The sequence below is a fragment of the Flavobacterium seoulense genome (assembly GCF_000695795.1).
Classification (GTDB): domain Bacteria; phylum Bacteroidota; class Bacteroidia; order Flavobacteriales; family Flavobacteriaceae; genus Flavobacterium; species Flavobacterium seoulense.
This window is the reverse complement of record NZ_JNCA01000032.1, coordinates 111,779-137,007: the sequence shown is the minus strand read 5'-3', so window position 1 is coordinate 137,007 and position 25,229 is coordinate 111,779. Positions and strand designations below refer to the sequence as shown.

Here is a 25,229-nt window from a genome sequence, read left to right as displayed (position 1 = left end):
TGCAAACATAGGATGACAAAATTGCGTAAATACTTTATGTTTAAAGTGAGCTACTTTTTGCATTCTGCAAACTGATTACTTTTTCACAGCTTCCACCAAATCTAATTCGTCCAAACTTACCTTAGAAGTAAACAAACCATAATTCACTGTTGCTTTGTTTTTTTCAATGGCATCAATGCTTCCCACGGCTTTTCCATCTAACATTCGCACACGATCACCTACTTTTAGAACAGGTTTTGGTTTTTCAATAACAGGTTTTAGCTTCTTTTCTTTCTTTTCCTGTCTAATTTCCTCAACCTGAACTTTTACTTCTTCAATAATTTCTTTTTTCTTAGCAATTATAGCTTTATTTTCTTTTGGAGTTGCTTTTTTACGTTTCGAATTTTCGATTTCAACTATTTTCAAAAATTCACCAATAAGCTCTTTTTTATTTTTATTATTGAAATATTTTTCGGCAATATCTTCTATTTTTTGACCAATGTAAATCGTCTTTTGGTTGCTGTCGTACAATTCCTGATAGCTTTCCAGTTTTTGTTTGATTTTTACATTGATATTTTCCATTTTTTTTCCTTCTTCACGCGCTCTGGTTTCTTCTTCTTTCAGGTTTTGAGAAGTTTTTTCAAGCTTAGAACGTTCTTTTTGTAAGTTGGCTATAGTTTTATCAAAACGAACTTTACCCACTTCAATTTTCTTTTTGGCACGATTGATTAGGCCAAACGGAATTCCGTTTTTCTGAGCTACTTCAAAAGTAAACGAACTTCCTGCCTGTCCCAAGACCAATTTATACATGGGTTCTAATGATTTTTCGTCAAATAGCATGTTGGCATTAGTAGCAAAAGGCAATTCGTTAGCCAGAATTTTTAAATTCGAATAATGGGTAGTGATGATTCCAAAAGCTTCCCTGTGATAGAATTCTTCTAGGAAAATTTCAGCCAAAGCACCTCCTAATTCAGGATCAGAACCTGTACCAAATTCATCAATCAGGAACATTGTCTTACTGTTACACTTCTTGAGAAAGTAGTTCATGTTCTTTAATCGGTAACTATAAGTACTCAAATGATTTTCAATAGATTGGTTGTCTCCAATATCTGTTAAAATCCTGTCGAATAAAAAAGTTTCTGAGCGTTCGTGAACCGGAATTAACATTCCTGATTGTAACATTAATTGGAGTAACCCCACTGTTTTTAACGAAATGGTTTTTCCTCCGGCATTAGGCCCCGAAATGACAATAATTCGGTTTTCCTGCTGTAATTCTATAGTTTGCGGATAGGTAACTTCCTTTTTTTGCTTATTGGTCAAATACAAAATAGGATGAAAGGCTTCTCTAAAATATAATCGGCGTTTTTCGGTGATATTAGGCAAAATTCCGTTGATTCTGTCGGCGTATTTTGCTTTAGCAGCAATCACATCAATATCACTTAAAAAATCCTGATATTCTTTCAATAAGTCTAAAAACGGACGAATAGCATTCGATAACTGTTTTAAAATGCGGGTAATTTCTTCTTTTTCTTCGTATTCTAAATTGCTTAATTCTCTGGAATATTTCAGCGTCATTTCAGGTTCGATATAAGCAATACTTCCTGTTTTCGAACTGCCTAAAATAGTTCCTCTTACTTTTCGTCGGTACATTGATAATACAGCCAAAACACGCCTGTTTTGTACAAAACTTTCTTTAATATCATCCAGATAACCTAATCCGTTATATTGCGTTAAAGCAATTCCAAAACTTTGGTTGACTTTTCCGCGAACCAAATTCATACTTTTGCGAATATCTGATAGAGCAGGAGAGGCATTGTCTTTTATCTCGCCATATTTATCAACTACCGTATCAATAAGCGTTACAATTTCCTTTGTTAATTCGACTCTGGAAGCTCTGGCATTGATATTTGGATAATAATCATCAAATTTTCTTAAAAAATTCAACAGGAAATTAACCGTCGAAGACAAAGTGGCTATTTTTCTAAAACTGCCTACTTCAAGAAAGCTATCTTCAATAGCCAGAAATTTTATTTCGTGAGTAATCGCATCAAAACTGTGATTAGGAATCGCATTATTGTTTTGAAATGAAGAAATATATTCAGAGGTTTGTTTCAAAGCCTGCATCAGACTTTCTTTATCTCTAAAAGGTGTGATTTTTAGTGCTTTTTCTTTTCCAATTTCGGTATTACAAATCTCAGAAATGGTTTCTAGAATTGTCGGAAACTGAAGGTCTTGTAATGTTTTTTCGGTAATACTGATCATTTAATTTCTTTAAGAAAGTAGCACAAAAATACAAAAAATAGTACTATTGAAAACGCTAAAGTTTGTATCTGATTTTTATTAGCAAGAGAATATGATTTCAATAAAAAAATCCTGAAATTAGCCTAAAAAAAATATGGATGTTAAAATGCATGATTCCTGGAAATTTGTTTTAAATGAAGAATTTGAAAAACCTTATTTCAAAGAATTAATTGATTTTGTAAAAACAGAATATACTACAAAGGTTTGTTATCCAAAAGGAAGTCAGATTTTCTCCGCTTTTGATCATTGTCATTTTGATCAGGTAAAAGTGGTAATCATTGGTCAGGATCCTTATCACGGACCTAATCAGGCGAATGGTTTGTGTTTTTCGGTAAACGATGGCATTCCTTTTCCTCCATCTTTATATAATATTTTTAGAGAAATTGAAACCGATTTGGGTAAACCATTACCTAAAACCGGAAATTTAGAACGCTGGGCTGATCAGGGTGTTTTTTTACTAAACGCTACTTTAACCGTTAGACAATCTGAAGCTGGAAGTCACCAGGGAAAAGGCTGGGAAAAGTTTACCGATGCTGTTATTAAAAAGATTTCTGATGAATCAGAAAAAGTTGTGTTTTTGCTTTGGGGCGGATTTGCACAAAAGAAAGCAGCTTTAATTGATGCTAAAAAACATCATGTATTAAAATCAGGACATCCTTCGCCATTAAGTGCTAACAGAGGTTTTTGGTTTGGGAACAAACATTTTAGCCAAACTAATAAGTATTTGAGAGAACAAAAAATGACTGAGATTAACTGGTGATTTTTTTAAATAGTTATAAAAAAAATAAACCGCAAATTCGCAAATTAAAATTGTTAATATAAGATTTTAATTTGCGAATTTGCGGTCAATTAAAGCGTTTTTATTTCTTAATAATATTCTCCAGAGTAGCTTTACCTTCTTCGTTTTTTACCGTTAGAATTATTGCGACATTTTGAGCCGTTTTCCCTTCAATAACGTAAAGCTTAGTTTTTTTACCAAATTCGGTGTCGCTTTTGTCAAAATCTACATCTCCAAATTCCAATGTGTTTTTTACATCTGCAATAGTGACCCATTTTTCATTTAAAACCTGTGTAGCTTTTGCTGAATATTCAAACGGTTTATTTCTAAGATCGTTTAAAACTCGGGCATTTGGAAAATAATTACAGCGAGTGTCTTTTCCGCTAAAAACAAGAGCCACAACAAAGCAACCCAATACTAAGCCTATTAAATAATAGGAAAAACGTTGTACAAATTTCATGAATTATTTTTTTGCAAAGGTAGTTCAAAGTTTACTTAAAACACAATTAAATTAATGTCGTTGTTAGGTAAATCAAACCAGTCGCCTATGGCTCTGTTAGTAAGAATTCCGTGGTAAGTATAAATACCATTTTTCAAACCTTTATCGCATCGAATAGCACTTTCGATACCGCCATCTTCGGCAATTTTTAATAGATAGGGAGTAATAATATTACTGATAGAAAGTGAAGCCGTTTTAGAATAACGGGAAGGAATATTGGGAACACAATAGTGAAGAATATCACTTTTTATAAAAGTAGGTTTTTCATGAGTGGTTACTTCTGAGGTTTCAAAACAACCTCCTGTATCAATACTCACATCAACAATTACAGCACCTTTTTTCATGTGTTCAACCATAGTTTCGGTCACTACAATTGGGCAGCGTTCTAAACCACGCATGGCTCCAATAGCTACATCACAACGTCTTAGAGCTTTTAATAAGGCTTTAGGTTGAATAGTTGATGTAAAAACAGCCTGGTTCAAACTATTTTGCAGTCGTCTTAATTTAGTAATGGAATTATCGAAAACTTTAATATTTGCTCCTAAACCAATAGCAGCTTTTGCAGCAAATTCACCAGCAGTTCCTGCACCAAGAATAACAACTTCAGTAGGAGGTACGCCTGTTATATTCCCGAATAAAAGTCCTTTTCCGTTTGCATTAGCAATCATTAATTCAGCAGCAATTAAGATAGAAGCCGTTCCAGCAATTTCGCTTAACGATTTTACAATAGGATAAGTTTCATCAACATCTTTGATATATTCGAAAGCAAGAGCTGTAATTTTTTTCTTAGTTAAGGCTTCAAAAAATTCTCTTTTCTTTGTTTTTAACTGAATTGCCGAAATAAGAATCGCCTGATTGTTCATCATTTTGATTTCGGCTACCGTAGGTGGTTCTACTTTTAGAATCATTGGACAACTAAAAACTTTTTGGGTATCTTTAGTTACTTCGGCACCTGCTTCAGAATATTCTTTATCTGAATAACTGGCATTTTCTCCGGCACCTGATTCTATCATTACACGATGACCATGACATACTAAGGAACTTACAGCATCTGGCGTTAAACAAATACGACGTTCCTGATAGCTAGTTTCTTTAGGAATACCAATAAATAGTTCACCTTTTTTTCTAGCTACTTCCAGCTTCTCTTCCTGAGGCAGTAACTGTTGTTTTGTAAATGGAGTTATTGATATTGACATCTTTTTTTGTAGAATTAAAGAGTAAAATTACACAAAAAGATTAAAAAAAGAAGTTTTATATTCTGATAAAAATTTAAAAGGATTGATTTTTTACGGTAAAACTTCTTTTTAGCTGATTTTACTACTTTTATTAAGAAGTAATTTCGGGATAATAATTATATAAAACACTACTATTCAGTAATTAATGTTTTATTTTTTACTTCATTTTGTTTAAAAAATTAGTTCAATTTCAAAAGTCGTTTTCCATCAGCTAAAACTTCAATGCTAATGGTTGAATGTGCTTCGGGAATAAGACTGGCAATATTTTCGGCCCATTCGATAAAACACCAATTTCCGGAATACAAATAATCGTCAACCCCCATATCCAGCGCTTCAGTTTCTTTTTTTAAACGATAAAAATCAAAATGATAAACTATCTGATTATTTGTAGTTTGGTATTCGTTAACTAAAGAAAAAGTCGGACTGCTGGTCGCTTCGGTTACACCCAGAGTTTTACACAATTGCTTAATAAAAGTCGTTTTTCCTGCGCCCATTTCGCCATTAAAAAGTATGACTTTATTAGGCTTTGCAGCTACAATTAATTCGGCAACATTGTTTATTTCGTCTAATGAAAAAGTGATTTCCATGTTTTTAGTTTATTATAGTCCTTAGTACCTAGTTTTTAGTCCTTAGAATTGAAATAGAACTAAGGACTGTGGACTAAGGACTAAGTCACTATTTAGGATTAAAAATCAAACACGGAACAATCATTTCCTCAAGAGAAATTCCTCCATGTTGATAGGTATTTTTATAATAACTCACATAATGATTGTAGTTGTTGACATAAGCCAGAAACAAATCATTTTTTGCAAAAATAAAAGAACTACTCATATTAATTGCCGGTAAGCCAATTTTTTTCGGATCTTTTACAGCATAAACATCTTTACTTTCATACGTAAGACTGCGGCCTGTTTTGTAACGTAAATTCAAGCTTGTATTTTTATCACCAACAACTTTTGAAGGATTTTTAACATTGATGGTTCCGTGATCTGTAGTCAAAATCAATTTAAAACCTAGTTTTTGCGCTTGTTGAATGATTTCTAACAAAGGAGAATTTTTAAACCAGCTCAATGTTAATGAACGGTAGGCTTTATCATCGGCAGCGAGTTCTTTTACCACATCCATTTCAGTTTTGGCATGCGAAAGCATATCTACAAAATTATAGACCACGGTAACCAAATCGTTATCTTTCAATGCTCTGAAACTTTCGACCAGTTTTTTACCTGAAGCTAAATTGGTAATCTTAAAATAATCCGATTTAATGTTTAGGTTTAAACGTTTTAATTGAGCTTCAAGAAATTCGGCTTCAAATAAGTTTTTTCCACCTTCGTCAGGATCATTTTTCCATAAATCAGGATGTTTTTTTTCCATTTCAGCTGGTAATAAACCTGAGAAAATAGCATTTCTGGCATATTGAGTTGCCGTAGGCAGAATAGAGTAGTAGGGCACTTCTTTTTCTAATTTATAATAATCAGCTACGACATTTTCAAAAGCTTTCCATTGATCGTAACGCAAATTATCAACAACAACAAACAATACCGGTTTTTCTTTTTTCTTCAATTCAGGAACTACTAATTCTTTGAATAAAGTATGTGACTGAATCGGTTTATCTGCTTTTGGTTCAAACCAGTCTTCGTAATTACGTTCGATGAATTTTCCAAACTGTGAATTAGCTTCTACTTTTTGCGATTCTAAGATTTCAATCATACTTTGATCATTGATATCTTCTAGTTGCAATTCCCAAAACAAGAGTTTTTTATACAATTCAACCCAGTCTTCATAGCTGTTGACCATGCCCATTTCCATCGAAATTTTGTGAAATTCCTTTTGGTAATCTAAAGTCGTTTTTTGAGAAATCAACTTCGAATTATCTAGGTTTTTCTTTAAACTCAACAGAATTTGGTTAGGATTTACCGGTTTTATCAGGTAATCGGCAATTTTCGAACCAATGGCTTCCTCCATGATATATTCTTCCTCGCTTTTGGTAATCATAATCATCGGAATGGCACTTTTTTTCTCTTTCATTTCTGACAAAGTTTCTAAACCGCTCATTCCAGGCATATTTTCGTCTAAGAAAACAATGTCAAAATTTTCGTTTTCGAATATTTCTATAGCGTCAAGACCATTATTACAGGTCGTAACTTCATAATTTTTTTTCTCTAAAAAAAGAATGTGTGGTTTTAGATAATCAATCTCATCATCAACCCAAAGTATTTTTATTTTGTCCATATAGTGTGTCAATTTTAATTATTCCTGAACGTTAAAAACGTTAGTACATTGTGCAAATTAAAGATTTTATAGAAGCCAAGTTGCTAATATTTTGATAAAATTTAGCTCCTTAGTAATTAGTAAAAAGTACTTAGTCTTTAGTTCTTAGTTGGTAAAGTATAATTTTAATTTTAAATTAACCTAGTGAGAATTAATCATTTTTTTAGCTAATTTTAATTATAGAGAACCGCTTTTAAAAGAACGATAAATGAAACCAAAAATCACCGCATTTACAGAGAAAAAAATAATTGGCTGTAAACAAAGCATGAATTATGCTACTTATAATCCTGTTCCACTTTGGCAACATTTTATGCCTAGAAAAAAAGAAATTGTGAATGCGATAAGTACTGATTTATTTTCGATTCAACAATTTTTAGAAGGTTTTTGGGAAAATTTTAATCCTAATACTGAATTTGAAAAGTGGGTAGCAGTTGAAGTTACTGATTTTGAAAATATTCCTGACGGTATGAATTCCTTAGTAATTCCTAATGGTTGGTATGCTGTTTTTGATTACAAAGGCGATGGAAGTGATGCAGCTGCTTTTTTTGAATATATTTTCAAAGATTGGATACCCAATTCATCTTATGTAGTAGATGACAGACCACATTTTGAAATTTTAGGAGAGAAATATAAAAAAGGTGACCCTGATTCAGAAGAAGAAATCTGGATTCCCATTCGATTAAAATAATCTTAAAGCCAAAAGAAAAAGCCATCTCGTTTTTTAGAACAAGATGGCTTTTTGAATATATAACCTAATTTAATTCTGGTACGAGAATTAATCTTATTGCCATCCTCCGCCAAGGGCTTTGTACAATTGAATAATGGCTTTGTATTGTTGGAATTTGTTGTCCACTAAATTTAGTTCGGCATTTAAAGCAGCATCTTTAGCTGTTAAAACTTCCAGATAATTAGCCAAACCGTAAGTCAATAATTCATCTGAAAAGTCAGATGCTTTTTTAAGTGCATCTACTTGTTTTTCGCGAACACTAATTTTGTAGGTTTCATTATTGTATTGTGCTAATGCATCAGAAACTTCTTTTCCTGCTGTAAGTAATGATTGTTCAAACTGAATATAAGCTTTTTCCTGATTGGCTTTGGCTACTTCATATTTGGTTTTTATTTGCCTTTGATTAAAAAGCGGTTGTGTTAAACCTGTAATTGCATTGGCAAAAATAGAATTAGCGCTAAACCATTCTTTTAAATCAATACTTTGTAATCCACCTGTAGCTGTGATTTTTAGCGAAGGATAAAATCCGCTTTTAGCTACATTAGTCATTTCAAAATTGTTGATCAGATTGTACTCAGCAGCAATTACATCGGGTCTGTTTCTCAATAAACCTGTAGGAACACCAAGCGTAATTTGTGGCTGTAATTTTTGAGATTCTAAAGTACTTCTGTCTATTTTTTTAGAAGCTTCTCCTAAAAGAATATTCAGGGTATTTTCTAATAAAATGGTATTGTTTTTTAAATCGGCAATAATTAACTCAGTTGTATATTTTTGAGCTTCTGTTTGTTTTACTCCAACTTCAGTAACATTTCCGGCTTTTTTAAGCTGTTGGATTGTTTCAATACTTTTATCCCTGTTTACTAATGTGGCTTCGGCTACTTTTATTTGAGCATCAAGCGACATTAATTGGTAATAGGTCGTAGCAAGCGAAGCTATTAATTGGGTTTTAATAGCCTGATTAGCTGCTGTTGTTTGCAAATAAGCAGCATTAGCAGCACGTTTATTACTTCTGATTTTTCCCCAAATATCAGCTTCCCAGGATAAACTTCCAGTTAATTGGTACTGATCTGTGCTTCGGTTTCTTACAATAGCTCCAATCTGGCTATTCTTTGATAATTCCTGATGCGTCCAGTCGGCACCAACAGATAGTGTAGGGAAATAGCCTGCTTTTCCTTGTTTCATAGTTGCTTCGGCAGCTGCAAGGTTTTGCATGGCAATTCGAATGTCTAAATTGTTTTCTAAACCTTTTTTGATATAGGATTGCAAAATAGGATCAGTAAACATTTTATCCCAGGCGGTATTGGCTAATGAAATGGTATCAGTTGCCATTACTTCATTTCGATACAAATCTTCTGTTTTTAATTCAGGTCTTTTGTATTCTTTCGCAACAAAACAAGATTGTAACAAGGTTGCTGTTATTGCAAATAAGGTAATTTTATATATTTTATTTTTCATTTTCGTGGTCTAAAAAAGTAACATCTGACTCCTGATTTTCAATTGGAAGTGGTTTTGTAGAAATTTTTTCCTGTAAATTTTGGAAAACAATGAACAATATAGGAATTACAAAAACACCCAAAATAGTTCCTATTAACATTCCTCCAATGGCTCCGGTTCCAATTGCTTTGTTCCCTACAGCTCCAGCACCCTGTGCCAGCATTAATGGCAATAATCCTAATATAAATGCGAATGATGTCATTAAAATTGGTCGTAAACGAGCAACAGCACCTTGAATAGCGGCTTGTGTTATACTTAATCCTTTGCGTCGAGCGTCGGCTGAGAATTCTACAATCAAAATGGCATTTTTGGCTAATAATCCAATAAGCATGATAAGCGTAATTTGGAGATAGATATTATTGGTTACTCCAAAGATAAGTGCAAAAATATAAGCTCCTGCTAAACCAATTGGTAAGGATAATAAAACGGCAATTGGCAATACATAACTTTCATATTGTGCTGATAATAAGAAATAAACAAACACAATACATAATATAAAAATAAAGATCGTTTGTCCTCCGGCACTAATCTCTTCACGAGTTAATCCTGAAAATTCATACCCGTAACCTAAAGGTAATTTTTCGGCTGCCACTTCTTGAACAGCTTTAATAGCATCACCAGAACTGAATCCAGGATTTGGTGCTCCAGTGATTTTTACAGATGTAAATAAGTTAAATCGTTCAATTGCTTGTGGTCCAAAAACTTTTTCTAATTTCACAAATTGCGAAATAGGAGCCATTTTACCTGAACTGTTTCTAACTAAAACTGTGTTTAGTGATCCGGGATCTGTTCTAAAAATAGGTTCTGCCTGATAAATTACACGGAATTGTTTTCCGAATTTATTAAAGTTAGACGAATATACTCCTCCGTAATATCCTTGTAAAGTTCCTAAAACATCGGTTACTGTAAGTCCTGATTTTTTGATAGCAGGAACATTCAAATCAATTCGATATTGAGGGTAATTAGGCGAAAATGATGTGGAAGCATATTGAATTTCTGGGCGACTATTTACGGCAGCCAAGAAATCATTACTTACTTTACTAAATTCCTGAATAGAACCTCCTTTTTGATCTTGTAATTGCATTTCAAAACCATTTGCGTAACCAAAACCAGACAGAGTAGGACGAGCAAAGAATAAAACTTTTGCGTCTTTAATAGTCGCTGTACGCTTAAATAGTTCTTGAACTACTGCCGAAATTTCAGATGTTTTTTCTTTACGTTCCGCCCAAGGTTTTAGTTTTACGATAACCATTCCGTAGTTATTACCGGTACCACTAAGCATACTACGACCAGAAATACGTAAAACTTCTTGGATTTCTGGAATGTCATTTAATTTATTTTGTACCTCTAATAAAACTTCTTCAGTTCTTTTTAAAGAAGTTCCCGGAGCTAATGAAATATCAGACATGATAGATCCTGTATCTTCATTAGGAACGAAAGCTTTTGGTGTAATATTTATTAATAAAATAAAAATTCCAGTAAAAATGGCAATTCCTAAGAAGGCTAGCCACTTTCTATTAACGAAAAACTCAACTGACTTTTTATATTTTGCTGTTGTAGCATCAAATCCAGTGTTGAAAGCTGTGTAAAAACGGTCTAAAAATCCTCTTTTAGGAGCATTTTTATCGTGTTCTTTTAAGAAAATAGCACATAATGCTGGTGATAAAGTCAAGGCATTAATAGCTGATAAAACAATAGAAACGGCTAATGTTAAACCAAATTGTTTATAAAATACTCCCGATGAACCACTAATAAAAGAAACGGGAATAAATACCGCCGCCATTACTAATGTGATGGAAATAATTGCGCTACTAATATCATTCATCGCGCTATGAGCTGCTTTTTTAGGATTGTGTTCACCAGCTTCCATTTTTGCATGGACTGCCTCAACTACCACAATCGCATCATCTACCACAATACCTACAGCTAATACTAATGCAAAAAGTGTCAATAAGTTGATAGTAAACCCAAACATACTCAAGAAAAAGAAGGTACCAACGATTGCCACCGGAACAGAAATTGCCGGAATAAGCGTAGATCTCCAATCTTGTAAGAAGACAAAAACCACGACAAATACTAAAATAAAAGCTTCAATTAAAGTGTGAATTACTTTAGAAATAGATTCATCTAAGAAATCATTAGCATTAATCAAAGTAGTATATTTTACTCCTTTTGGAAAATTCACCGATGATTCGTCAAGTACTTTTAAGGAATGTTCAATTACTTCCTGAGCATTAGAACCAGCGGTTTGAGCGATGGCAATTGCTACAGATTCGTGACCGTTAGTCAATGTATTACTGGCATAATTGATTGCTCCTAATTCAATTCGGGCAACATCGCCTAATTTAAGAACCTCACCATTTGGAGTAGAACGAACAATAATTTCTTCAAACTCCTTTGTTGTTTGTAAACGACCTTTGTATTTTAAGATATATTGAAAAGAGTGATCACTGCTTTCACCCAATTGCCCTGGAGCTGCTTCAATATTTTGTTCAGCTAGTAAAGCATTGATATCAGCAGGAACTAATCCGTAAGCTCCCATTACGTCTGGTTTTAACCAAATACGCATTGAGTAATCTTTTTGACCAAAAATCATGGCTTCACCAACTCCAGAAACCCTTTTAAGTTTAGGAACAATGTTGATGTTGGCATAATTTTGAAGGAAGGTCATATCAAAATTTGGATTTTCACTATAAAGAGAGAAAATCAAAATGTTATCACTTTGTCTTTTGGCTGTCGTAACCCCTGCTTTGGTAACTTCCTGAGGTAAAAGAGGTGTAGCACGTGATACACGGTTTTGAACGTTTACCGCAGCCATATCAGGATTTGTTCCTAATTTGAAATAAATATTGATGGTTGCTGAACCGTCATTATTAGAAGTTGAAGTCATGTAAGTCATATCTTCAACACCATTGATTTGTTCTTCCAGCGGAATTACAACGGAGTTCATTACTACTTCGGCACTAGCTCCTTGATAGTTAGCCGAAACGGTAACAGTAGGAGGAGCAATTTCCGGATATTGTGAAACGGGAAGTGATATTAATCCCAATACACCCAGAATAACGATGATAATAGAAATCACCGTTGACAATACGGGTCTGTCAATGAATTTTGAAAACATAGGGTGTTATTTTATTACTTAATTTCTTTTGAGTGTAAATTTGCCAATACAGGATTAGCTACAAGTTCAGGTTTGATTTTAGTTCCTTCAGAAATGATTCCGATTCCTTCAATTAAAATGTTATCATCAACATTTAAACCTTTGTCTACCACATAAAATTTTCCTCCAGGAACCTCACGAACTTCTACAGGTTTGGCAACAACTTTATTGTCTTTATCATAGCTAAGAACAATTCTTTTGTCTTGCATTTCTAATGTTGCATTTTGAGGAATTATAATTACATCTTGTAAGTTAGTTGGAATTTTAACGATTCCTGTACCGCCTGAACGCAGTAATTTATTAGCATTAGAAAAACGAGCTCTTACGTTAAATGAACCTGTTTGTGTATTTGCCTGACCACTAAAAGTTTCAATTTTACCTTTTTGATCATATTCCATTCCGTTGCTTAGAATTAAATTTACATTAGGCATTTGAGCAATTTTCTCCTGAAATGTTTTCCCGGCAGAGTTCATTGTAATATCTAATTGTTGTTTTTCATTCATAGAAAAATAAGCATAAATAGTGCTTACATCTGAAATACGGGTTAATGGTTCAGCAGTCTGGCTACTTACATAACTACCTAATCTTAAAGGTAATGTTCCAACAATTCCATTAACAGGGCTTTTAATAGAAGCGTAGTTAATTTTTTCAATAATACTTTGGTAAGTACTTTTAGCACTTGCTAAATTAGCTTTGGCTGTTTCTAATTGTACATCACTAATAATATTGCGTTCAACTAATGGCTTTAAACGATTTACTTCTACCTGAGCAGCAGTAACTTTTGCTTTGGCTGCGCTTGCTTCCTGATCTGCAGTTTGTGTTTCTAATTTAAAAAGTAATTGTCCTTTTTTTACCTCCTGACCTTCCTGAACATATATTTTTTCAATATAACCGTCAACTTTGGCACGAATGTCAATATCTGTAACCCCCTCTAAAGTGGCAGGATATTCGGCTAATAAAGTAGTGTTAGATTTATCAATTGCAATCACTTTGTAAGGCATCACAGGTAGAGCTGTTTTCGTTTCTTCTTTTTTACAGGAGAATAAGCCTAGTGATAGTAATAGTGCACCGATAAAATATTTTTTTTTCATTTTGGAATATTTGTTAGATTTTATGTAAATACTTATTGATTATTAAGATTGTTTGTTGTTTCTATTTCCTTGAATTCTGAAATAGTGTGAGTTACTAGTTTTTCTACAGCAAGTAAATGTTGCTTATAAGCTTTTAAATTTTCTAAATTACATCTCTCAGCAGGACATGAAGCAGTCTTTTCTCTATAAATCATCATTTTATCAAGAATAAAATCTTCTGATTTAAGTAGTTTTTGATAATTTTTTAATCGGTCGCTAATAGGAGCAGCTTTAAAATACTTTTTCCGGTCACCTGCAATTGTGAAGTAGCTAATTTTTTCCATCTTTAGCAGTAAATTCAAATTGGTAGAAATAGAACTTTTACTGGCAGATAATTTTTCTACTAAGCTTTCAAAAGTTAGTCCTGATTTACAGCCTTCAACTATTAAAGTACCCAAAATTCGTGAAGCAAGCGGTGAGATATTGTATAATGATTCGAAATAAATTCCAAACATTTCAATAAGTTCTTCCCGTTCTTTTTGAATAGTTTCCATGGTAATTTTTTTGCAAAGATAGTGTTAGTTCGTAAAACACCGAACTAAGTGAACTAAATTTACTTTTTTTTAACTTTCTTTTTAAATTACTGCTTTAAGAACCAATGAAATAGCAAGAATAGCTTATTTTCTAAATCAGTAATTAGAAATGAAAATGCTAATTTTAAAAGCTAATTTATTTATATTTGTTCACCAAAATTAACCTCGGAGTGGCTCAAATCAATAAACTTAAAATATTCAATGACCCTATTTATGGGTTTATTAGTATTCCTAATGCTTTAATTTACGACTTAATTCAGCATCCTTATTTTCAGCGGTTAAGACGCATTTCTCAAATGGGGCTTTCTTATTTAGTCTATCCAGGAGCAAATCATACGCGTTTTCATCACGCCTTAGGCTGTATGCATTTAATGCAAAAAGCAGTTGATGTATTACGTTTTAAAGAGGTTTTGATTTCTGAAGAAGAAGAAAATGCACTTTATATTGCTATTTTATTGCACGATATTGGTCACGGACCATTTTCGCATGCTATGGAAAAAAGTATTGTTGAAGATGTGCATCATGAAGAAATTTCATTGCTATTCATGAAGAAGTTAAATGAAGAATTCAACGGAAAACTGAGTTTAGCAATTAAAATTTTTGAAGGAGATTATCATCGAAAATTCATGCTGCAGTTAATTTCGAGTCAGCTGGATATGGATCGAATGGATTATTTAAAACGCGATAGTTTTTATTCGGGAGTAGCCGAAGGAAACGTGAATTCAGAACGTTTGATCCAAATGATGAATGTAGAAGATGACTTTTTAGTTATTGAAGAAAAAGGAATTTATTCGGTCGAAAAGTTTTTAATGTCCCGCCGATTAATGTATTGGCAGGCTTATTTACATAAAACCAGTTTAGTAGGCGAATTGATTCTGACAAGAATTTTAAAGCGCGCTAAAGAATTGACTTTAAAAGGCGTTGTTTTACCAAGTAGCGAACCTTTGCAGTTTTTTATGCAAAATAAAATTGCTTTAGAAGCTTTTGATACTAATACTTTAGATTTATTTTCTCAACTGGATGATTTTGATATTATTAGCGCTATAAAATCTTGGCAAAAACATGAAGATTTTATTTTATCCTCTTTGAGTAAAATGATCATCAACAGAGATTTATTGAAAATAAAACTAACCAGTGAAAAAGTCGCTATTGAAGATTTGAATCCTTTAAAAGAACGTTTTGCACAAGAAAATAACATTAGCATAGCCGATACTAATTATTTTATTTTTAAAGGAAAAATCAAGAATCAGGCCTATGATAAAGAAGCCGAGCCTATACGAATTTTGAAAAAAGATAAGACAGTAGAAGATGTTATAGAATCTTCCGATCAGTTGAATTTAAAGTCTTTATCAAAATCGGTGACTAAATATTATATCTGTTTCCCAAAACAACTGATATAAATACATTTTTAAAATCTATTTTTTTATATTTTTGTCGGAATGAAATTTACAGCAGAACAAATAGCGGGTGTTTTAGAAGGCGAAGTCGTAGGGAATCCTTTGGCTGAAGTTTCTGAACTTTCTAAAATAGAGGAGGGAAAAGTAGGCTCGTTGACTTTTTTATCCAATCCTAAATACAACAACTTCATTTATACCACAGAAGCTACAATTACTATTGTAAACAAAAGCTTCATCCCGGAATCAGATTTAAATACTACATTAATTAAGGTTGAAGATGCCTATTTAGCTTTTTCGAAATTGCTGGAATTTTACGATCAGGCTAGAAAAGCGAGCAAGCAAGGAATTGAACCGCATACGGTACTTTCGAATGATGCCAAATACGGAGAAAATTTCTATTTAGGCAGTTTTAGTTATGTTGGTACAAATGTTACAATTGGTGACAATGTAAAAATTTATCCTAATTGTTTTATTGGAGATAATGTTGTCATTCATAATAATGTCACTATTTTTGCCGGCGCTAAGATTTATTCCGAATCTATAATTGGTAATAACTGTACCATTCATGCGGGAACAGTAATAGGTTCTGATGGTTTTGGCTTTGCGCCAAATCCTGACGGTAGTTATAAAAAGATTCCACAAATAGGGAATGTTGTAATTGAAGATAATGTAGAAATAGGTTCTTGTACTACAATTGACAGAGCAACATTAGGTTCTACAATAATAAGACAAGGAGTAAAATTGGATAACCAAATTCAAATTGCTCATAATGTTGAAATAGGGGAGAACACTGTAATTGCTGCTCAAACAGGTGTTGCAGGTTCAACTAAAATAGGTAAAAACGGAATGATAGGCGGTCAGGTTGGAATATCAGGCCATTTAATAATTGGTAACAATGTTAGAATCCAGGCCCAGTCAGGAGTTGCCAGAAATATAAAAGACGACGAAATCTTACAGGGAAGTCCAACATTTGGCTATAATGATTTTAGTAAATCGTACGTTCATTTTAAAAACTTACCTAAGATCATCGCAGAAATTGACGAATTAAAGAAACAAATATTAAACCAAAAACAAGGAAACAATGGTTAAACAGAAGACCATCAAAACAGAAATATCGTTAACGGGAGTTGGATTACACACCGGTAAGGAAGTTAAAATGACTTTTAAACCTGCTCCAGTAAATAACGGTTTTACTTTTGTTAGGGTAGATCTAGAAGGACATCCAATTATTGAAGCCGATGCAAATTATGTTGTAAACACGCAACGCGGAACTAATTTAGAAAAATTAGGAGTTAAAATTCAAACACCTGAGCATGTTTTAGCAGCTTTAGTAGGTTGTGATTTAGATAATGTTATCATTGAATTGAATGCTTCAGAACTTCCTATTATGGATGGTTCTTCAAAATATTTTGTTGAAGCCTTAGAAGAAGCAGGTGTTGAAGAACAAACTGCTAACCGTAATGTTTATGTAGTAAAAGAAGTAATTTCATTTACTGACGAAGCTAGCGGAAGTGAAATTCTTGTAATGCCTAGCGATCATTATACTGTAACTACAATGGTTGATTTTGGAACTAAAATTTTAGGTACACAAAATGCAACTCTTAAGAATATAGGCGATTTTAAAACTGAAATCGCATCTTCAAGAACATTCAGTTTCTTACACGAATTAGAATCTCTTTTAGACAATGGTTTGATTAAAGGTGGCGATTTAAATAACGCAATTGTTTATGTAGACAAAGAAATATCTGCTTCAACAATGGAAAATTTAAAAGTAGCTTTTGATAAAGAAACTATTAGTGTTAAACCAAATGGAATTTTAGATAACCTGACTTTACATTATCCAAACGAGGCTGCAAGACACAAATTATTAGATGTAATTGGTGATTTGGCTTTAATTGGAACAAAAATTCAGGGAAAAATTATCGCTAATAAACCAGGACATTTTGTAAATACCCAATTTGCTAAAAAGATGGCAAAAATGATTAAAATCGAACAGCGTAACTATGTTCCTGTTTACGATTTGAATCAAGAACCATTGATGGATATTCACAAAATCATGGCTATGTTGCCTCATAGACCTCCATTTTTGTTGATTGACAGAATCATTGAAATGTCTGACAGTCATGTAGTTGGCATGAAAAATGTTACGATGAATGAGAATTTCTTCGTTGGACATTTTCCTGACGCACCAGTTATGCCTGGAGTTTTAATTGTGGAAGCTATGGCGCAGACAGGTGGAATTTTAGTTCTAAGTACAGTTCCGGATCCTGAGAATTATTTGACTTACTTCATGAAAATTGATAATGTAAAATTCAAGCATAAAGTATTGCCTGGAGATACATTAACTTTTAAATGTGATTTGATTACTCCTATCAGAAGAGGAATTTGTCACATGCAGGCTAATGCTTATGCTAATGGAAAATTAGTTGCTGAAGCAGAATTAATGGCTCAAATAGCAAAGAAACAACAATAACATAGAAAACAGTTCCTCACTGTCACTATGCTTTTTTTAAATAATAATTAAGATAATTAATTATATAAACAAAAAATAGATGAATCAACCGTTAGCTTATGTTCATCCTGGCGCAAAAATCGCCAAAAATGTGGTTATTGAACCTTTTACAACTATTCACAACAATGTAGTAATAGGTGATGGTACCTGGATAGGTTCTAATGTAACCATTATGGAAGGTGCAAGAATTGGAAAAAACTGCAATATTTTCCCCGGAGCAGTTATTTCGGCGGTTCCGCAAGATCTAAAATTTGGTGGTGAAGATTCATTGGCTATCATTGGAGACAATTGTACTATTAGAGAATGTGTAACTATCAACAGAGGCACAAGTGCTTCTGGTCAAACTATCATTGGAAACAACTGTTTAATTATGGCAGCTGCTCACATTGCTCACGATTGTGTTGTAGGCGATAATGCTATCATTGTAAACGGTGTTCTTTTAGCTGGTCACGTAATTGTAGGGAAACACGCTGTATTAGGTGGTTTAGCTGCAGTGCACCAGTTTATCAATATTGGTGATCACGCTATGGTTTCTGGAGGATCTTTGGTTCGTAAAGACGTTCCTCCTTATACTAAAGCAGCCAAAGAGCCTTTGTCTTACGTAGGTATCAACTCTGTTGGATTAAGAAGAAGAGGTTTTGCAACCGAAAAAATAAGAGAAATTCAGGATATTTACAGAATTTTATACCAAAAGAATTATAATACCACTCAGGCTTTAGGAATTATTGAAGCTGAAATGGAAGCAACTCCTGAAAGAGATGAGATTATCGATTTTATTAGAAATTCATCTCGTGGAATCATGAAAGGATATTCAGGGAATTACTAAAGTAAAGTGTAATCGTTTATTTGTAAAATCGATATAATCGGTGAAACAGCTAAGCGAATTAACAAAAAAACGAATTAACAAATAAACAATAAAATGGCATCTACATCAGATATTAGAAACGGACTTTGTATTAAATACAACCACGATATTTATAAAATTATCGAATTTTTACACGTAAAACCAGGAAAAGGACCTGCTTTCGTAAGAACTAAATTAAAAAGTTTAACAACTGGAAAAGTATTAGACAATACATTTTCAGCAGGACATAAAATTGATGATGTACGTGTCGAGACACATACTTACCAATATTTATATGCAGAAGGAGATCAATTTCACTTTATGAACAACGAAACTTTTGAACAGATTACTTTAAACAAAAGTATTCTTGATGCTCCGGATTTATTAAAAGAAGGAACTAATGTAATGGTTCAGATTAACACTGAAACTGATTTACCTTTATCAGTAGATATGCCGGCTTCAATTATCCTTGAAGTTACTTACGCTGAGCCAGGAGTAAAAGGAAATACAGCTACAAATGCTACTAAATCAGCAACTGTTGAAACTGGAGCAACTGTAAACGTTCCTTTGTTTATTAACGAAGGTGATAAAATTAAAATTGATACTGCTTCAGGTTCTTACATGGAGCGTGTTAAAGAGTAATTAATCAATTTGATAATTTATTAATGTATCAATTAAAAAATGCTGTTGCAATATTAGATTTGCAATTTATTTTTTAATTGGTACATCTTCAAATTGGCATATTATCAAATTAAGAAATATGAAATTTAACAGGGTACATTCTTTAAAAGAAATCGCAGGTTTACTTAATTGTGAATTTGTAGGGAATGAAGATTTTGAGGTCTTAGGAATGAACGAAATTCATGTTGTCGAAGCTGGCGATATTGTTTTTGTTGATCATCCTAAATATTATGATAAAGCCTTAGAATCGGCGGCAACTATTGTTTTAATCAATAAAAAAGTAGATTGTCCGGAAGGAAAAGCGCTGTTGATTTCAGAAGATCCGTTTAGAGATTTCAATATTCTTACACGTCATTTTAAACCTTTTCAATTTGCTAACGTAGCTATTGCTCCAACAGCAGTTATTGGTGAAGGAACTCTAATCCAGCCTAATTCTTTTATTGGAAATAATGTCGTTATTGGAAAAAACTGTCTAATTCATTCTAATGTTTCTATTTACGATCATACAGTAATAGGTGATAATGTAATTATTCACGCAGGAACTATCTTAGGAGCTGACGCTTTTTATTATAAAAAACGTCCAGATGGTTTTGATCAGTTACTTTCAGGAGGTCGTGTAGTTATTAAAGACAATGTAGGTATTGGAGCTCTTTGTACTATTGATAAAGGGGTCACTGGAGATACCACTATTGGAGAAGGAACAAAAATTGACAATCAGGTTCATGTAGGTCATGACACTGTTATTGGAAAAAAATGTTTAATTGCTTCTCAAACCGGAATTGCAGGTTGTGTTATTATTGAAGACGAAGTGACACTTTGGGGACAAGTAGGTACAACCAGCGGAATTACAATAGGAGGGAAAGCCGTTGTTATGGGACAAACCGGTGTTACAAAATCTGTTCCTGGTGGAAAGACTTATTTTGGTACGCCAATTCAAGAATCCAGAGAAAAATTAAAGCAATTAGCTAATATCAAAAAGATTCCTGAAATTTTAGATAAATTAAAACAATAAAAAAACACCAAATAAATTATTGTATTTTGTTTAAAAGCAATGATTTGTGATTAGGTTAACAAAAAGAGTGAAATATCAATCTTTTTTTTAATAATAAAATCACTCATAATAATTTCGAAACCCTTATTTTTGCATTACAATTTTTAAAAATCATATAAAATATATATCATGAGTGTTTTAGTTAACAAAGATTCAAAAATAATTGTTCAAGGATTTACAGGTAGCGAAGGAACATTCCACGCTTCTCAAATGATTGAATACGGTACAAACGTTGTAGGTGGTGTAACTCCGGGAAAAGGAGGAACTTCTCACTTAGATCGTCCTGTTTTTAATACTGTAAAAGATGCAGTTGATCAGGCAGGTGCTGATACCTCTATTATTTTTGTACCACCAGCTTTTGCTGCTGATGCAATTATGGAAGCTGCTGATGCTGGAATTAAAGTAATCATCGCTATTACTGAAGGTATTCCTGTAGCTGACATGATCCATGCTAACAGCTATGCTAAATCAAAAGGAGCAAGATTAATTGGTCCTAACTGCCCAGGTGTAATCACTCCGGGTGAAGCTAAAGTTGGTATTATGCCAGGTTTCGTTTTCAAAAAAGGAACTGTTGGTATTGTTTCTAAATCAGGAACTTTAACATATGAAGCTGCTGACCAGGTTGTAAAACAAGGTTTAGGAATCACTACAGCTATTGGAATTGGTGGAGACCCAATCATTGGTACAACTACAAAAGAAGCAGTTGAATTATTAATGAATGATCCAGAAACTGAAGCTATCATCATGATTGGTGAAATTGGAGGTCAATTAGAAGCTGATGCTGCTAAATGGATTAAAGCTGATGGTAACCGTAAACCGGTAATTGGATTTATCGCCGGAGAAACTGCTCCTGCTGGTAGAACAATGGGTCACGCAGGTGCTATTGTTGGTGGTTCTGATGATACAGCTGCTGCTAAAAAACAAATTATGAGAGACAACGGAATTCACGTTGTTGATTCTCCAGCAGCAATTGGTAAAAAAGTAAAAGAAGTTTTAGGTTAATCCTTAAACAACTTAAAATAAATTAAGCCTCACATTTGTGGGGCTTTTTTAGTATAAAACAGAATTAAAGAAATACATTTGCACTCGATAAAATGAGCACTCTCATCTTATATAATTATTGCTAAAAATAAAAAGAAAATAAATATGTACAAGGAATTAGAAGGATTCAAAGTAAAAAATCAGTTTTTATTAACTACCGAAGATAATTTAGAAGAAGTATGTAATGCTTCTGAAGGTTCAGGTGTATTTCTAGTTTTTGATGTTGCTGATGAAAAAGAATTAATCATGGTAGGTTCTACCGGAACAGTACAAAATGATGGTACTTTGAAAACTAAAAATGGCGGTTTATATGATAAAATTGTAAATGGTCATCAATTTGCAAAAACAGGAAGAAAATATTCCTGGCCGGCTCAAATGAAAAAAGAAGAAATCAGCCGTTTAGAAGTAGTTTGGTATGAAACTTATAATAATGATACAAAAGTAATTCCAACTTTCGTTGAAGCTCAGGTTTTACAAAATTTTTTGAGCGAAAATGCTAAATTGCCAAGATGGAATGTGGCTTTCTAGTTCATTTTCAATACAATAAAATACATTTTTCAAAAGCCTGACTTCGGTAAGGCTTTTTTTATGCAACAAATTTTATAAAACAGCTAAATCGTTTATATTTGTATTTCAATTTAGTAAATAAACTTATATCATAATATGAAATTACTTGAAGGAAAAGTAGCTATTGTTACTGGCGCAAGTCGCGGAATTGGTAGAGGAATTGCCGAGGTTTTCGCAAAACATGGAGCTGATGTAGCTTTTACTTACAGTTCATCTGTAGAATCAGCTTTGGCACTTGAAAACGAATTAATTACTCTAGGTGTTAAAGCCAAAGGATACAAATCTAATGCAGCTGATTTTGACGAAGCACAAACATTAGTAGATACTGTTTTAGCTGATTTTGGTACAGTAGATATTTTGATCAATAATGCCGGAATTACAAAAGACAATTTGTTAATGCGTATGTCTGAAGCCGATTTCGATCAGGTAATTGATGTGAATTTGAAATCAGTTTTCAATATGACTAAAGCTATCCAAAAAACATTCCTGAAAAAACGTGCCGGATCAATTATCAATATCAGTTCAGTTGTAGGTGTTTCAGGAAATGCAGGACAAACGAATTATGCTGCTTCTAAGGCCGGTGCAATTGGATTTACCAAATCAGTAGCATTAGAATTAGGTTCAAGAAATATTCGTTGTAATGCCATTGCTCCGGGATTCATCGAAACCGAAATGACTGCTAAATTAAGCGAAGATGTTGTAAAAGGATGGACGGAAGGAATTCCGTTAAAACGCGGTGGATCTACTGAAGATGTTGCTAATGCTTGTTTGTTCTTAGCTTCAGATATGAGTGCTTATGTTACAGGACAAGTATTGAATGTTTGCGGAGGAATGCTTACTTAAAATACATTTAAAGATTATTGATTTAAGAATTTAAAGATTTTTATATTCGTAAATGTTTAGAATTTTTAAATTATTTAATTTTTCAATCTTTAAATTTTAAAATAAATGACAACAAATACCATTCTACTTATTATTCTTTCATTAGTAATAGCAGCTGGGTTGTCTTATTTTCAATATTATTACAAAGCCAAGAGTCAGTTAAAAGTCAATTTACTCTTGGCTTTTTTACGTTTTTTAATCATTTTTGGAATTTTATTGTTGTTAATAAACCCTGTTATAACAACCACTAAAACTGAAATCATAAAACCGCCATTGACAATTGTTGTTGACAATTCAAATTCTATTTCTTACTTGGAATCAGACAAAACGGCAGCAGCATTATATTCGAAACTAAAAAACAATAGTGATTTAGAAGAAAAATTTAATATTCAATCGTATCAATTTGATTCAGAGTTACGTCCTTTACAAAAGTTAGATTTTAAAGGAACGCAAACCAATATTGATCTTGTTGCAAAAAATACTAAAGCAATTAATCGTAATACTAATTTTGCAACGGTACTTATTAGTGACGGAAACCAAACTTTAGGAAATGATTATGTATATACTTTTGATTCATCAAACAAAGTTTATCCAATAATTTTAGGTGACACAACTAAAGTTTTTGATTTAAAAATCAATCAGCTTAACGTTAATAAATACGCTTTTTTTAAAAATAAATTCCCGGTCGAAGTTTTTTTACAATATTCCGGAAATAAAAATACAACTGCTGATTTTCAGATTTTACAGGGAAATTCTGTTTTGAGTAAACAAAAAGTCTCTTTTTCTGCTACTAAAAAAACAGCTGTTGTTACAGTTTTACTTGCTGCAAACAAAACAGGTACACAATTGTATAAGGCTAGTTTAATTTCGAATGAAAAAGAAAAAAACAACTATAACAATCAAAAGAATTTTGCTGTCGAAGTTCTCGATCAAAAGACAAATGTAGCTATAATTTCATCAATAAATCATCCCGATATTGCTGCTTTAAAACGCTCAATCGAGTCTAATGCACAGCGGAAAGTAACCATCCTTAACCCAAAACAAATCAATTTATTAACAGATTATAATGTTTTGATTTTTTATCAGCCTACAACTGAATTTAAAACTATTTTTGATGCTGTAAAATTAACCAGAATTAATAGTTTTATAATAACAGGAACTCATACTGATTTTGGCTTTTTGAACCAAATACAAAACAGTTTAGAATTTAAGATGACTTCTCAAAAAGAAGATTATCTCGCTGAATTCAATCCGCAATTTAATTTGTTTGCCATTGATAATATTGATTTCGAAAATTTCCCGCCTTTGCAAAATCCATACGGAAAAATCAAGGCAAACGGAAATACAAGTATTTTACTTTCTTCAAAAATTAGAAACATAAATACCGAAGCTCCTTTGCTGGCTTTTTCTGAAAATCAAGGAAGCCGTTCAGCCTTTTTGTTAGGAGAAAATAGTTGGAAATGGCGTTTAGAAAGTCATATTAAAAACGAATCTTTCGAAAAATATGATGTATTTATGGATAAAATCATTCAGTTTTTAGCCAGTAATAATTCAAAAAAATCGTTGGTTGTCAATCATGAAAGTTTTTACAATTCAGGAGATGCTATCGAAATTACGGCTCAATATTTCAATAAAAATTACGAGTTTGACGAAAAAGCACATTTGACAATTACACTTATAAATTCGAAAACTAAACAGACTAAAAATTACGATTTATTAAAAGGAAGTAATTCATACAAAGTCAATTTAGATGGTTTAACTGCCGGAAATTATCAGTTTACGGTGAAAGAATTGAATTCGAATGCGGCGTATTCGGGGCATTTTGAAATTTTAGATTTTGATATCGAAAAACAATTTGTAAATCCTGATTTCGAAAAACTAAGTCAATTAGCTAATTCAACAAACGGAAAAGTATATTTTCCAAATCAAATAGATGCTTTAATTGAATCTCTTTTGGTTGATGAAAATTACAAAACCATTGAAAAAAACAACATTTCGCGTTCGCCATTAATTGATTGGAAATGGTTATTGGTTTTTATTTGCAGCTTTTTCGCAGCTGAATGGTTCATTCGAAAATACAACGGTTTATTATAAGCAATTTCAAATTTTAATATCATTTTTTCTTGAAAAAGCAACCAAATCTTCTCCCC

Annotated in this window: 21 protein-coding genes; 12 read left to right on the top strand and 9 right to left on the bottom strand. The window is 32.7% G+C overall.

Features of this window, described 5'->3' with window-relative positions; all coding sequences use genetic code 11:
• Positions 1-75 precede the first annotated feature (75 nt).
• Positions 76-2,241: an endonuclease MutS2 gene (locus tag FEM21_RS15245; protein WP_035662253.1), complete on the bottom strand. Its 2,166-nt coding sequence runs from the start codon at positions 2,239-2,241 to the stop codon at positions 76-78.
• A gap of 133 nt (positions 2,242-2,374) precedes the next feature.
• On the opposite strand from FEM21_RS15245, the gene FEM21_RS15240 reads away from it, so the two are divergent.
• Positions 2,375-3,040, top strand: coding sequence for a uracil-DNA glycosylase (locus FEM21_RS15240; protein WP_035662251.1), 666 nt, complete (start codon positions 2,375-2,377; stop codon positions 3,038-3,040).
• Between the two features lie 100 nt (positions 3,041-3,140).
• Here FEM21_RS15240 and FEM21_RS15235 read toward each other — a convergent pair whose 3' ends face one another.
• The 4 genes from FEM21_RS15235 to porX form a co-directional block, all read right to left on the bottom strand.
• The gene (locus FEM21_RS15235) at positions 3,141-3,518 is read right to left on the bottom strand and encodes a DUF4258 domain-containing protein (RefSeq protein ID WP_035662249.1); all 378 of its coding nucleotides are present in this window, start codon (positions 3,516-3,518) and stop codon (positions 3,141-3,143) included.
• A 35-nt stretch (positions 3,519-3,553) separates the two neighbouring features.
• Entirely contained in the window at positions 3,554-4,753 is a 1,200-nt protein-coding gene (locus FEM21_RS15230) for an alanine dehydrogenase (RefSeq protein ID WP_035662247.1), read from the bottom strand.
• Positions 4,754-4,971: 218 nt separating this feature from the next.
• Complete coding sequence (gene tsaE, locus FEM21_RS15225; protein ID WP_035662244.1) at positions 4,972-5,379, bottom strand: tRNA (adenosine(37)-N6)-threonylcarbamoyltransferase complex ATPase subunit type 1 TsaE; 408 nt, start codon at positions 5,377-5,379, stop codon at positions 4,972-4,974.
• Between the two features lie 88 nt (positions 5,380-5,467).
• A complete protein-coding gene (gene porX / locus FEM21_RS15220; RefSeq protein ID WP_035662240.1) occupies positions 5,468-7,021 on the bottom strand; it encodes a T9SS response regulator signal transducer PorX in 1,554 nt (517 codons plus the stop codon).
• Positions 7,022-7,268: 247 nt separating this feature from the next.
• Between porX and FEM21_RS15215 the strand changes: the two genes are divergently transcribed.
• Positions 7,269-7,748 carry a GyrI-like domain-containing protein gene (locus FEM21_RS15215; protein ID WP_035662234.1) on the top strand — a complete coding sequence of 160 codons (480 nt, stop codon included), beginning with the start codon at positions 7,269-7,271 and terminating at the stop codon, positions 7,746-7,748.
• Positions 7,749-7,841: 93 nt separating this feature from the next.
• On the opposite strand, the gene FEM21_RS15210 is transcribed toward FEM21_RS15215, so the two are convergent.
• Genes FEM21_RS15210 through FEM21_RS15195 form a run of 4 tightly spaced genes read right to left on the bottom strand, consistent with a single transcriptional unit; the run spans position 7,842 to position 14,065 of the window.
• Positions 7,842-9,242, bottom strand: coding sequence for an efflux transporter outer membrane subunit (locus tag FEM21_RS15210; RefSeq protein ID WP_035662232.1), 1,401 nt, complete (start codon positions 9,240-9,242; stop codon positions 7,842-7,844).
• Positions 9,232-12,402, bottom strand: coding sequence for an efflux RND transporter permease subunit (locus tag FEM21_RS15205; RefSeq protein WP_035662230.1), 3,171 nt, complete (start codon positions 12,400-12,402; stop codon positions 9,232-9,234). The genes FEM21_RS15210 and FEM21_RS15205 overlap by 11 nt, the downstream gene beginning before the upstream one ends.
• Before the next feature lie 14 nt (positions 12,403-12,416).
• Positions 12,417-13,532, bottom strand: coding sequence for an efflux RND transporter periplasmic adaptor subunit (locus FEM21_RS15200; RefSeq protein WP_035662228.1), 1,116 nt, complete (start codon positions 13,530-13,532; stop codon positions 12,417-12,419).
• 32 nt (positions 13,533-13,564) lie between these two features.
• Positions 13,565-14,065 carry a GbsR/MarR family transcriptional regulator gene (locus FEM21_RS15195; RefSeq protein ID WP_035662226.1) on the bottom strand — a complete coding sequence of 167 codons (501 nt, stop codon included), beginning with the start codon at positions 14,063-14,065 and terminating at the stop codon, positions 13,565-13,567.
• Between the two features lie 209 nt (positions 14,066-14,274).
• Between FEM21_RS15195 and FEM21_RS15190 the strand changes: the two genes are divergently transcribed.
• The 10 genes from FEM21_RS15190 (at position 14,275) to FEM21_RS15145 (ending at position 25,173) form a co-directional block, all read left to right on the top strand.
• On the top strand, positions 14,275-15,504 hold the full coding sequence (locus FEM21_RS15190; protein ID WP_035662224.1) for an HD domain-containing protein: 1,230 nt from the start codon (positions 14,275-14,277) through the stop codon (positions 15,502-15,504).
• A gap of 39 nt (positions 15,505-15,543) precedes the next feature.
• A complete protein-coding gene (gene lpxD, locus FEM21_RS15185; RefSeq protein WP_035662222.1) occupies positions 15,544-16,590 on the top strand; it encodes a UDP-3-O-(3-hydroxymyristoyl)glucosamine N-acyltransferase in 1,047 nt (348 codons plus the stop codon).
• Positions 16,583-17,974 carry a bifunctional UDP-3-O-[3-hydroxymyristoyl] N-acetylglucosamine deacetylase/3-hydroxyacyl-ACP dehydratase gene (locus FEM21_RS15180; RefSeq protein WP_035662219.1) on the top strand — a complete coding sequence of 464 codons (1,392 nt, stop codon included), beginning with the start codon at positions 16,583-16,585 and terminating at the stop codon, positions 17,972-17,974. The genes lpxD and FEM21_RS15180 overlap by 8 nt, the downstream gene beginning before the upstream one ends.
• A 79-nt stretch (positions 17,975-18,053) precedes the next feature.
• The gene (lpxA, locus tag FEM21_RS15175) at positions 18,054-18,839 is read left to right on the top strand and encodes an acyl-ACP--UDP-N-acetylglucosamine O-acyltransferase (protein WP_035662218.1); all 786 of its coding nucleotides are present in this window, start codon (positions 18,054-18,056) and stop codon (positions 18,837-18,839) included.
• A 93-nt stretch (positions 18,840-18,932) separates the two neighbouring features.
• Positions 18,933-19,499, top strand: coding sequence for an elongation factor P (gene efp / locus FEM21_RS15170; RefSeq protein WP_035662215.1), 567 nt, complete (start codon positions 18,933-18,935; stop codon positions 19,497-19,499).
• Positions 19,500-19,617: 118 nt separating this feature from the next.
• On the top strand, positions 19,618-20,550 hold the full coding sequence (locus FEM21_RS15165; RefSeq protein WP_035662212.1) for a UDP-3-O-(3-hydroxymyristoyl)glucosamine N-acyltransferase: 933 nt from the start codon (positions 19,618-19,620) through the stop codon (positions 20,548-20,550).
• Positions 20,551-20,718: 168 nt separating this feature from the next.
• On the top strand, positions 20,719-21,591 hold the full coding sequence (sucD, locus tag FEM21_RS15160; protein ID WP_035662209.1) for a succinate--CoA ligase subunit alpha: 873 nt from the start codon (positions 20,719-20,721) through the stop codon (positions 21,589-21,591).
• A 144-nt stretch (positions 21,592-21,735) separates the two neighbouring features.
• A complete protein-coding gene (locus tag FEM21_RS15155) occupies positions 21,736-22,158 on the top strand; it encodes a hypothetical protein (RefSeq protein WP_035662204.1) in 423 nt (140 codons plus the stop codon).
• Positions 22,159-22,293: 135 nt separating this feature from the next.
• Positions 22,294-23,040, top strand: a complete 747-nt coding sequence (gene fabG, locus FEM21_RS15150) for a 3-oxoacyl-[acyl-carrier-protein] reductase (RefSeq protein WP_035662203.1) — start codon at positions 22,294-22,296, stop codon at positions 23,038-23,040.
• Between the two features lie 105 nt (positions 23,041-23,145).
• The gene (locus tag FEM21_RS15145) at positions 23,146-25,173 is read left to right on the top strand and encodes a hypothetical protein (RefSeq protein ID WP_035662201.1); all 2,028 of its coding nucleotides are present in this window, start codon (positions 23,146-23,148) and stop codon (positions 25,171-25,173) included.
• The last annotated feature ends 56 nt before the right edge of the window (positions 25,174-25,229 follow it).